This is a genomic window from Streptomyces sp. NPDC013187 (assembly GCF_042899705.1).
Taxonomy (GTDB): domain Bacteria; phylum Actinomycetota; class Actinomycetes; order Streptomycetales; family Streptomycetaceae; genus Streptomyces; species Streptomyces hawaiiensis_A.
This window is the reverse complement of record NZ_JBIBAF010000004.1, coordinates 587760-597948: the sequence shown is the minus strand read 5'-3', so window position 1 is coordinate 597948 and position 10189 is coordinate 587760. Positions and strand designations below refer to the sequence as shown.

Annotated in this window: 8 protein-coding genes and 2 pseudogenes; 6 read left to right on the top strand and 4 right to left on the bottom strand. The window is 70.0% G+C overall.

Annotation, left to right across the window (positions count from 1 at the left end):
- Nucleotides 1-252: pseudogene (locus ACFY5B_RS11190) on the top strand (hypothetical protein); the annotation flags it as partial.
- Nucleotides 253-344: 92 nt separating this feature from the next.
- On the opposite strand, the gene ACFY5B_RS11185 reads toward ACFY5B_RS11190, so the two are convergent.
- Together ACFY5B_RS11185 and ACFY5B_RS11180 are read right to left on the bottom strand one after the other, a co-directional pair.
- Nucleotides 345-1103: a hypothetical protein gene (locus ACFY5B_RS11185; protein WP_389967691.1), complete on the bottom strand. Its 759-nt coding sequence runs from the start codon at nucleotides 1101-1103 to the stop codon at nucleotides 345-347.
- Nucleotides 1104-1539: 436 nt separating this feature from the next.
- Nucleotides 1540-2057: pseudogene (locus ACFY5B_RS11180) on the bottom strand (transposase).
- A 199-nt stretch (nucleotides 2058-2256) separates the two neighbouring features.
- On the opposite strand from ACFY5B_RS11180, the gene pcaC reads away from it, so the two are divergent.
- The 3 genes from pcaC to ACFY5B_RS11165 all read left to right on the top strand — a co-directional run bounded on the left by pcaC (nucleotide 2257) and on the right by ACFY5B_RS11165 (nucleotide 5080).
- The gene (pcaC, locus tag ACFY5B_RS11175) at nucleotides 2257-3564 is read left to right on the top strand and encodes a 4-carboxymuconolactone decarboxylase (RefSeq protein ID WP_389967690.1); all 1308 of its coding nucleotides are present in this window, start codon (nucleotides 2257-2259) and stop codon (nucleotides 3562-3564) included.
- Nucleotides 3565-3598: 34 nt separating this feature from the next.
- Nucleotides 3599-4234: an MBL fold metallo-hydrolase gene (locus tag ACFY5B_RS11170; protein ID WP_389967688.1), complete on the top strand. Its 636-nt coding sequence runs from the start codon at nucleotides 3599-3601 to the stop codon at nucleotides 4232-4234.
- A 66-nt stretch (nucleotides 4235-4300) separates the two neighbouring features.
- Nucleotides 4301-5080, top strand: a complete 780-nt coding sequence (locus ACFY5B_RS11165) for an exodeoxyribonuclease III (RefSeq protein WP_389967686.1) — start codon at nucleotides 4301-4303, stop codon at nucleotides 5078-5080.
- Here the strand turns inward: ACFY5B_RS11165 and ACFY5B_RS11160 are convergent.
- A complete protein-coding gene (locus tag ACFY5B_RS11160) occupies nucleotides 5077-6843 on the bottom strand; it encodes an SGNH/GDSL hydrolase family protein (RefSeq protein WP_389967684.1) in 1767 nt (588 codons plus the stop codon). The two genes, ACFY5B_RS11165 and ACFY5B_RS11160, sit on opposite strands and share 4 nt — an antisense overlap.
- Before the next feature lie 219 nt (nucleotides 6844-7062).
- Between ACFY5B_RS11160 and ACFY5B_RS11155 the strand changes: the two genes are divergently transcribed.
- Together ACFY5B_RS11155 and ACFY5B_RS11150 are read left to right on the top strand one after the other, a co-directional pair.
- Nucleotides 7063-7470, top strand: coding sequence for a DUF6278 family protein (locus ACFY5B_RS11155; RefSeq protein ID WP_344466021.1), 408 nt, complete (start codon nucleotides 7063-7065; stop codon nucleotides 7468-7470).
- Between the two features lie 140 nt (nucleotides 7471-7610).
- A complete protein-coding gene (locus tag ACFY5B_RS11150; protein WP_389967682.1) occupies nucleotides 7611-8354 on the top strand; it encodes an amino acid ABC transporter ATP-binding protein in 744 nt (247 codons plus the stop codon).
- Nucleotides 8355-8576: 222 nt separating this feature from the next.
- Here ACFY5B_RS11150 and ACFY5B_RS11145 read toward each other — a convergent pair whose 3' ends face one another.
- Nucleotides 8577-10145 (bottom strand): alpha/beta fold hydrolase, encoded by a 1569-nt coding sequence (locus ACFY5B_RS11145; protein WP_389967680.1) that lies wholly within the window; start codon nucleotides 10143-10145, stop codon nucleotides 8577-8579.
- Nucleotides 10146-10189 lie beyond the last annotated feature (44 nt).

Sequence of the window (10189 nt, the reverse complement as noted above, 5' to 3'; positions counted from 1 at the left end):
TCCTGGCTGAACCTCGTGGAGCGGTGGTTCGCCGAGCTCACGCAGAAGAAGCTCAAACGAGGCGTCCACCGCTCCGTCCAAGCCCTGGAACGGGACATCCGCAGCTGGCTCACCGACTGGAACGAACACCCCAAGCCGTTCGTCTGGACGAAGAGCGCGGACGAGATCCTCGACAAGGTAGCCGCTTACTGCCGACGAATCTCCGACTCAGGTCACGAGCCTGTCCGGTCGATCATGCGGACGGGTCTGTGACGGTGCTTGTGCGGGTAAGCGCCCTGCGGCCATCGCACCGCTCGATGTCCGCTGGGCCGCACAGGAGACACGTATCGATGGGTGTCAGCAGTTCAAGGGGCGAAACCGCCCTGGGGCTCATCGATCCACGGCTCGATCTCTCGACGGGTCGCGTACAGCGTGGTGCCGTAATGGTCATTTGCACTGTAGCCCTCAGGATTGGCCGACCATACGTCGACTCCTGCTTTTCCGCTGGTACGCAAGCACGAACTCCTCGACGGCACTGTAACGGTACGCAGATTGCCTGAAACAACGAAGTCGATTTCCAGATCCCAGGTCACCGTTGATCGGCTCGCTTCAGCGTAAAGATCGACTACCACAGTCTCGTCCGGGGCGATCGTAATGACTTGAGAGGAAAAGTACGCGGCATCCGGATGGTCGCAATCCAGGTCGATGTCGACTTGGATGGGGTCCAATCCGCCGCCGAGGCCAGCGGCTATGAAGGTGCCGTTCAGGACAGCTGATCGTGCCAGAATCCTGGCTCGCATCCCTGTGATCGTGGCAGCCTGGCCTGCACCTTGGATGACGATACGGCGGTGACTTCGACCTACGTCCCCTCCTTGGTTGGCGTACACCCATCGTGTGAGCTGAGCATCCGGAGAGATGGAAGCAGAATCGCTGAAATCGATATTCCGATTGAGTTTCTCAAGCGCCTGAGGCTCCAGTGGCAGCGGTAGCGCCCACCAGGCGCCACCACGCTGTGCGGCCCTAACGACCGGGTATACGACGTGCAGGTCCACTGGGCGACGGCGAAAGAGCTTCCGGATGAGTCCCGGAGCGGCAAGAAAACCCAACAATAGAGCTGCGGCCATTGCTGCTCCCGCCCACCACCAGCGGCCAGGAGACTCCTCGGACGCCCAGTTGGTGAATAAACCCAGCGCAACCGTTCCGCTTGCTGCCACTATCAGCTTCAGACCTGTCCCGCGCAACGTCCCCCCCATGGAATTCGGATGTCACCCTAATAGGTCGCAGTGCCGCTGTGCTGCCAAACGGACGAAGTCCGTCAACCTGGCCAGCTCAAGTCGCGGTCGCAGTGTGGCTGAGGACAGGGCAGGATGACAGCTCCGAGACCTGCCTGGCCGTTAGCTCATCGGTGCGGGACGGCAGTCGTCCCCCGATGAACGCCGTCCACGAACAGCACTGTCCGGCGCGTCCCGCAATTCAGTGCGACTGCGACGTTAGCCAGGGGGCGCGCCAGTTGAGAAGCGCCCCTGAGGAAAACTCAGGGTCGGCACCTAAGACGTCGTTTCAGGTGGTGAGTCGGTGGTAGCTGATGAGGGCTGCGGCGATGCCCCACGAAGGCGAGGAAGTGCTCGGCCTTGCGCTCGTAGCGGCGGTGCGGTCTTCGGCATCCGGCCAGCCAGGAGACCGTTCTCTCGACGACCCAGCGGTGTCGGCCGAGCCGCGTGGACGACTCGATGACCTTGCGGGCGATGCGGTGGCGGATGCGGTGCGCTGACGGAGTCGATCGCGCACCGCGACCAGTCCAGCTCGCCCCGAGCGCCGAGTTCGTCGAGGATCACCCGGTGCAGCTGGGCCCCCACCCGCTCCCCGCGCCACTGGGCGAAGCGCCGGCAGACGGTGGGCCAGGCCGGCCCGAGCACCGGTGGCAGATGCCGCCAGGTGCAGCCCGAGGTGGCCACGAAGATGATCGCCGCCAGGCACTCGCGGTCACCGGCCCTCCGTCTGCCGCCGTCCTGTGGGCGTATGACCTCCGTCGGCGGGACCACCCGCCGAAACACCGTCCACAATTCGTCCGGTACCAACCGCTGCGTGTCGACGTGAGGACCGGGCGGGACCGCGGCCAGCAGGCCACGCTGCGTCAGGGCGCGCGTACACGCTGAGAGGCTCAGACTCGAACGATGAGGACGTCGGCAGTGCCCGACGAGTCGAGCCACGAATGCATCGAGCCGTCGGCTTCCCCCGGCTGTGTGAGATTTTGTGAGACGTGAGAGGGTCTGGGGCGTGAGTGAGACACCGTCGAACACCCTGCAATACCGCTTTGACGGGCCAGAAGAGGCTCCCGTCCTGATCCTGGGTCCCTCACTGGGTACCACATGGCACATGTGGGACCGCCAGATTCCCGAGCTGACCAAGCAGTGGCGCGTCTTCCGGTTCGATCTGCCCGGCCACGGCGGAGCTCCCGCGTACCCGGCGGGCTCCGTGGGTGACATCACCACGCGGCTGCTGGCCACCCTAGAAGGGCTCGGCGTGCAGCGCTTCGGCTACGCGGGCTGCGCGCTCGGCGGGGCCGTCGGCATCGAACTGGCCCTGCGCCACCCCGAGCGCCTCGCCTCGCTCGCACTGATCGCCGCCTCCCCCCGCTTCGGCACGGCCGACGAGTTCCGGCAGCGGGGTGTGATCGTCCGCACGAACGGCCTCGACCCGATCGCCCGCACCGCCCCGGAGCGCTGGTTCACCGGCGGGTTCGCCGCCGCGCAGCCCGCGATCACCGAGTGGGCCGTGCAGATGGTGCGCACCACCGATCCCGGCTGCTACATCGCCTCCTGCGAAGCGCTCGCCTCCTTCGACGTCCGCCCCGAACTCGGGCGGGTCGGCGTTCCGACCCTGGTCCTGGTCGGCTCGGACGACCAGGTCACCGGCCCCGCCGAGGCCCGCACCCTGGTCGCCGGCATTCCGGACGCCCGCCTCGCCGTCGTCCCGGGCGCCTCCCACCTGGTCCCGGTGGAGCAGCCCGGGGCGGTCACCGACCTGCTGGTGCGGCACTTCTCCACCGCCTGGCAGCCCGCCTACGAGACCTCCACCGGCCAGACCGCCCTGCCCCAGGCCGCCCTCAAGCCGGTCCTGTCTCCCGCCCCGCCGCAGCCCCCGCAGACGGGGCCCGTCGCCGAGATCGCCCCGGCCGCCGTACCGCCACAGGTCCAGGGGCGGCCCGACCCGTACGACGCCGGGATCAAGGTCCGCCGCGAGGTGCTGGGCGACGCGCACGTCGACCGGGCTCTCGCCCAGGCCGACGAGTTCTCCGGCGACTTCCAGGAGCTCGTCACCCGGTACGCCTGGGGCGAGATCTGGGACCGCCCCGGCCTCGACCGGCGCACCCGCAGCTGCGTCACCCTGACCGCCCTGGTCGCGGGCGGTCATCTGGACGAGCTGGCCTTCCACACCAGAGCCGCCCTGCGCAACGGCCTCACCCCGGGGGAGATCAAGGAAGTGCTGCTCCAGGCGGCCGTCTACTGCGGCGTCCCGGCCGCGAACAGCGCCTTCAAGGTGGCACAGCAGGTGATCCGCGAGGAGACCACGCCCCAGGAGTGAGCCCGCGGCGGGAGCCCGGAGGCAGGATGGACCCATGAAGCTCACGAAGAAGTCGCACGCCTGCGTCCGGCTGGAGAAGGACGGCCGGACCCTCGTCCTCGACCCCGGCGCCTTCAGCGAGGAGGACGCCGCGCTCGGCGCGGACGCGATCCTCGTCACCCACGAGCACCCCGACCACTTCGACGAGTCCCGGCTGCGGGCCGCGATGGAGCGCAACCCGGCCGCCGAGATATGGACCCTGAAGGCGGTCGCGGGGAAGATCTCGTCCGCCTTCCCCGGCCGGGTCCACACCGTCGGCCACGGCGACACCTTCACCGCCGCCGGTTTCGACGTCCAGGTGCACGGGGAGCTCCACGCGGTGATCCACCCGGACATCCCGCGCATCACCAACGTCGGCTACCTCGTCGACGGCGGCAAGGTCTTCCACCCCGGCGACGCCCTCACCGTCCCCGACCAGCCGGTGGAGACGCTGATGCTCCCCGTCATGGCCCCCTGGAGCAAGATCTCGGAGGTCATCGACTACGTCCGCGAGGTGAAGCCGCAGCGCGCCTACGACATCCACGACGCCCTGCTCACCGACCTGGCCCGCCCGATCTACGACCGCCAGATCGGGCAGCTCGGCGGCTCGGAGCACCTGCGGCTGACACCGGGGGACTCCGCCGAGGTCTGAGGCCCGAGATCTGAGGCTCCAGGGGACCGGGCCGCGTTGTCAGACCCGCCGGGTAGGTTGTGGGGCATGCGCATCGCGACCTGGAACGTGAACTCGATCACCGCCCGCCTGCCGAGGCTCCTGGCCTGGCTGGAGAGCAGCGGTACGGACGTGCTGTGCCTCCAGGAGGCCAAGGTCGCCGAGGAGCAGTTTCCCTCGGAGCAACTGCGCGAGCTGGGTTACGAGTCGGCGGTCCACGCGACCGGCCGGTGGAACGGCGTGGCGGTGCTCTCCCGCGTCGGCATCGAGGACGTCGTCAAGGGCCTGCCCGGCGACCCCGGCTTCGACGGCTCGGTGGAGCCCCGCGCCATCTCGGCGACCTGTGGCCCGCTCCGCGTCTGGTCGGTCTACGTGCCGAACGGCCGTGAGGTGGACCACCCCCACTACGCCTACAAGCTCCAGTGGTTCGAGGCCCTCAAGGCCGCCGTCGCCGGTGACGCCGCGGGCAGCCGCCCCTTCGCGGTGATGGGCGACTACAACGTGGCGCCGACGGACGACGACGTCTTCGACCCCGCCTTCTTCGAAGGCTCCACCCACGTCACCGCCGCCGAGCGCGCCGCCCTGGCCTCCCTGCGCGAGGCCGGCCTGTCCGACGTGGTCCCGCGGCCCCTCAAGTACGACCAGCCGTTCACGTACTGGGACTACCGCCAGCTCTCCTTCCCGAAGAACCGCGGCATGCGCATCGACCTGGTGTACGGCAACGCGCCCTTCGCCAAGGCGGTCGGCGACGCGTACGTGGACCGCGAGGAGCGCAAGGGCAAGGGCGCGTCGGACCACGCGCCCGTGGTCGTGGACCTGGACGTCTAGGGCCGCAGCAGCCGCAGGTCGACCGAGTCCGCCAGGGCCGCCAGCCCCGTATCGCCCGGATGCAGGTGGTCCCCGCTGTCGTACGCCGGGAGCATCCGTGAAGGCCGCTGCGGATCACGCACCACCGCGTCGAAGTCGAGCACGCCGTCGAAGACCCCGCCGTCGCGGATCCACTCGTTCACCGCGACGCGCTCGGTGTCGACGGCGGCCGTGCACCGTGCCTCGCCCTCGCAGGGCAGGATCGTCGCCGCGAGCATCCTCAGCCCCCGGGCGTGCCCCCGCGCCGCGAGTTCGCGCAGCCCCGCCACCAGCTGCTCCGCCGAGGTCCCCCACCGCAGGTCGTTCACGCCCTCGAAGACGACGGCCGTACGCGCCGACGGCTGGGCGAGGACGTCCCGGTCGAAGCGGTGCAGGGCGCTCACACCGGCCGTGTCCGTGGAGACCCCGTCGCCGGGGTACCGGTCGGTGACCACGCGATTGCCCGAGACGCCCAGGTTCAGCACGCCGTAGCGCGGGACGGCGCTCTGCTTCAGGAGCCGGGCGGCCAGGACGTTGGGCCAGCGCCGGTTGGTGTCCGGCGTGGACTTGTCGCCGTCGGTGATCGAGTCGCCGAGCAGCACCACGGACCCGGGCCCGCCGCCCACGTCGACCCCGGCGAGCAGCGGCCAGCGGGAGATCACCGAGGTGTACGCCCCGGCGGAACCGTCCGCCGCGTGATCGCCCGGCTCGCTGACGTAGGAGCGCTGCTGCGCGAGCCCGTGCACGGGCGCCGCGGTCACCGTGCCGGGCAGATGGAAGCTCACCAGCAGGTCGGCGTCCGCCGGGACGGAGAAACCCAGCGGATCGCTGTACGCCTGGCCCCCGGCCGGGATCGAGACGCCCGCCGCACCGCCGAAGGCCAGCGCCACCGGGGTGCCCCGGGAGGCCGCACCCGACTCCCGCACCGCGACCGTGGCGCTCCCGATCCGTACCGGAGCCGACGCGAAGGTGTTGTCGAACCGCACCCGTACCCGGGGCCCGCCGGCCGATGTGTGCACGACCAGTCGCAGTGTCCGGTCCGTCCATGGCCCCACGGCGGCGTAGCCGCCCGTGGCCGTGGTCCAGCCGCCCGTCCAGCCCTGTGTGGCGGTCCGCACCGACACCGCGAAGACATGCAGCCCGGCCGCGCGCGGAAGCCGGACCGAGGTCACCGCGCGCCCCGGCACGAGCGGCACCGTCACGACGTACAGCCGGGCCCGCTCGGCGAGTTGGCCGCCGGGCGTGTTGATGTGCGGCAGGGCCACCGCCTTGCTCGCGAGCGGCCCGGTGCGCCAGTCCGGCGCGGTCAGCCGGTAGCCGGAGCGGGAGCCGTTCGCGTACGTGATCGTCCCCGGGCCGCCCGCCTCCGTGCCGCCGGTGCCCGCCACCAGGAAGGCTAGGGCGTCGCCCCGTCCCGTGACCCGGACGTCCTGCCCGGCGGCGCGCACGTTGTCCGGCTCGCCCGGCTGCCGCTTCGGCCAGGTCAGCCGGGCGCCCTGCACCGTGAGGGCGCGGCCGGGCGTCCAGCCCGCGGCGGTGAGGTCCCGCGCCGACAGGGAGGCGCCGGACCCGTCGAAGTCGGCCTCCGCGGGCCGGCTGTCGTCGCTGACGGCCGCGTTGTCGAACAGCCGCTCCAGCGGCACCGGCGCGGCCCGTCCTCGCTCGACGGCCTGGGCGGACACCGCCGGGACCAGCGACCCGCACAGGGCCAGGACCACCAGGATCCCCCGGACACATCGGCGCACGGCCGACTCCTCCCACTCAGCGACACATGACGCGGCAACACGGACACAGGGACGGAACCGAAGAGACAACGACGGCCGGGACGCACGACGCACGGTGAAGTTAGGGAGACAGGAGTGACCCGTCAACGCGCGTCGCGTGAACTCGGCCTGAACTCGACCCGGATCGGAGGGCCCGCGCGCCTGTGGTGCGTACGGCGGTACGAATGACACGCTGGGAGTATGAACATCCCTTTCCTGGGCCACCGGCGCCAGAAGGTCGGGTTCCCCGATCCGGCGGGCATCGCGGAACTCCTCGCCGAGTGTGAGCTGCTGCGCTCCCAGGCGTCCCGGGCGGGTGTCCGGCTGGACGACACGGCGGCCTCGCTGGAGGCACTGGACCAGCTCCTGCCCCGCTGGCGGGACGACGAGGAGACCCTGACCTGGCTGGGCAACGACGCCGGTCTCTACCTGGGCAGCGTCATCGTGCGCACCGTGCCGGGCGCCGCCTGGGAGATCCGTCCCGACGGTCAGCCCGTCGTACGACTGGACTCCGGCCGCGAGTTCGACGTCGTCGACTCCGGCCACGAATGGGCCGCGTACGGGGTGCCCGAGCTGTCGCAGCTGTACGCGGAGGTCGCCGAATCATGAGCCCCCCGGCCAGAACCTTTGGCCCAAAGTCCGACGTAAATACGGCTAATGATCGAAAAGTGCGTGTCGCCCGCCACGTTCGATCGTGCCTGGATACGTTGCGGCAACCACCACACAGCTGAGAGTGAGTAGGGCTGAGCATGGCCGTCGATCCGCTGATCGAGCTGCGTGACGTCAACAAGCACTTCGGGGAGCTGCATGTCCTGCAGGACATCAACCTCACCGTCGGCCGGGGGGAGGTGGTCGTGGTCATCGGCCCGTCGGGGTCGGGGAAGTCGACCCTGTGCCGGGCGATCAACCGGCTGGAGACCATCGAGTCCGGGCAGATCGTCCTCGACGGGCAGCCGCTGCCGGAGGAGGGCAAGCCCCTGGCCCGGCTGCGCGCCGACGTCGGCATGGTCTTCCAGTCGTTCAACCTCTTCGCCCACAAGACCGTGCTGCAGAACGTCTCCCTGGGGCAGATCAAGGTCCGCGGGCGCCGTAAGGAGGACGCCGACAAGCGCTCCCAGGAGCTTCTCGACCGGGTCGGCGTCGCCGACCAAGCGGACAAGTACCCGGCACAGCTCTCCGGCGGTCAGCAGCAGCGCGTGGCCATCGCCCGCGCCCTGGCCATGGAGCCCAAGGCGATGCTCTTCGACGAGCCGACCTCGGCCCTCGACCCGGAGATGATCAACGAGGTGCTGGAGGTCATGAAGCAACTGGCCCGCGACGGCATGACCATGATCGTCGTCACGCACGAGATGGGCTTCGCCCGCTCGGCCGCCAACCGGGTCGTCTTCATGTCCGACGGCCGGATCGTCGAGGACCGCAGCCCCGACGAGTTCTTCACCAACCCGAGCAGCGACCGCGCCAAGGACTTCCTCTCCAAGATCCTCAAGCACTGAACGGGCGGGCACCGGACGGCTCATCGCACCGGACCTCGACTACCATGTGCCCTTCATCCCTGTCGGAGAGGGGGACTTCGCCGAAGGCCGCCGATCCCGTCAGGGGGAGCAGACCGCCCGCCCGGTCCGCGGGGCATTCCCACCGGGTGCGGCCCCCACGGCCCGAAGGCCACGGGGGCAGGCGGTTCACATCGGCCAGGCCCGTCCGGCGGCAGCCGGAGATCACTGCTCGCGCAGCGGAACCGACACGTACGACGGGTCGTTCGCCGGCGAGGAGAAGGTCAGCTGCGCGCCGGACGGGTTGTGCTCGATGTAGAGCGGGTCGACCGTGTCGACGACCAGCGCCAGGCGATGCCCGGCCGGGACGTCGTAGGCCGTGGAGTACAACTCCAGGTCGACGCCGAACGGCTTTCCGGGGGTGCGCCCGTGGAAGGTGTACGGCGCGTGGGTGACCAGCTTGCCGAGGCCGAGCGGCCCCACGTCGTACAGGTAGGCGACGAGGGTGCCGCTCTCCTTGGTCGGGGTGAGGGTCGTGTGCAACTTCGCCGTGCCGCGCACCTGTTGAGTCGTGGCGGACTTCTCCGACTGCCAGACGGCGGCCCAGCGGCGGGGGAGCAGCGGGATCGAGGCCATCGGCGGCAGCTGCGCCACCTGGTCGAGGATGCTGGACAGGAAGACGACGCCGCCGTCCGCCCCGGAGTTCACGTTCGTGCGGATCGTCTTCGAGCCCCCGAGTGCGATCTTCCGGTCGGTCGCGCCGGCCGACTTCCAGTCCGGGTAACCCTCGTAGCCGCCTGTGGAGCGGGGCTTGAGCTGGACGGGCTGCTCACGGTCGATGCCGTTGTCCTCGCCCCTGAGGTAGTGGTCGAACCAGCGCTCGGTGTCCTTCCACACGTCGTTGGGCAGCCCGAACAGGCCGGTCAGTTCGGCCGTCGCGTGGTCGCCGGGCCGCATCTCCAGCCGCTTCGGGCCGGTCAGCTTCTCGTAGAAGTCGGCGTACTGGTTGGGCGGGAAGACGCTGTCGCCCCAGGCGTTGGCGAGCATGATCGCCGCGCCGTTGTCGTTGATCCGGTCGACGTAGGTCGCAGCGGAACGTTTCTTCCCCCAGGCGACGAGCTCCGGCTCCTTCGCCAGGTTCGAGCCGTAGAAGTCGTCGAACGTCTGCCGCAGTTCCGCACTCTGGCGGCCCGTCACCACGCTCGCGCCGTCCAGCAGGGCGGCGGCCTGGAGGTGCTGGGTGCGACCGGCGTAGATCGAGCCGATCAGGTCGGCCCAGCCGCTGAGCGAGGCGACCGCCTTGATCCGCTTGTCGTGCGCGGCGGTGAGCAGGCTGATGCCCGCGCCGTAGGAGACGCCCGCCATGCCGATGTGCCCGGCGTCCGCGGGGGTGTGGGCGAGCGCCCAGTCGATGACCTTCGAGGCGTCGGCGACGTCGGGTGGGCCCGCCACTTCTATCTCGCCGCCCGACTGCCAGAAGCCGCGCACGTTGTAGGTGACGACGACGTAACCGGAGTCGGCGAGCTTCTGCGCCTGGGCCAGGTACTCGACCTGGGGCAGACCCCAACTCGTGGGCATGACCAGCAGCGGATAGCGGTCGGTGCCCCGGGCTCCGGCCGGGGTGACGACGTTGGCCTTGAGGACGGTGCCGCCGTCGCCGGAGATGTCGACGAAGCGGACGGGGTGCGGGGCCGCCTGGGCGGTGGGGGCGAATCCGAGGGCGGTGCCGGCGACCAGGGTCGCCGAGACGGCCCCCACGGCGGTGGTGCGCAGGGCTTTGCGGTGCTGTCCCACGGGTCGCTCCTCACTCGTGTAAGTGCAAAGTGACCGAACGGTAA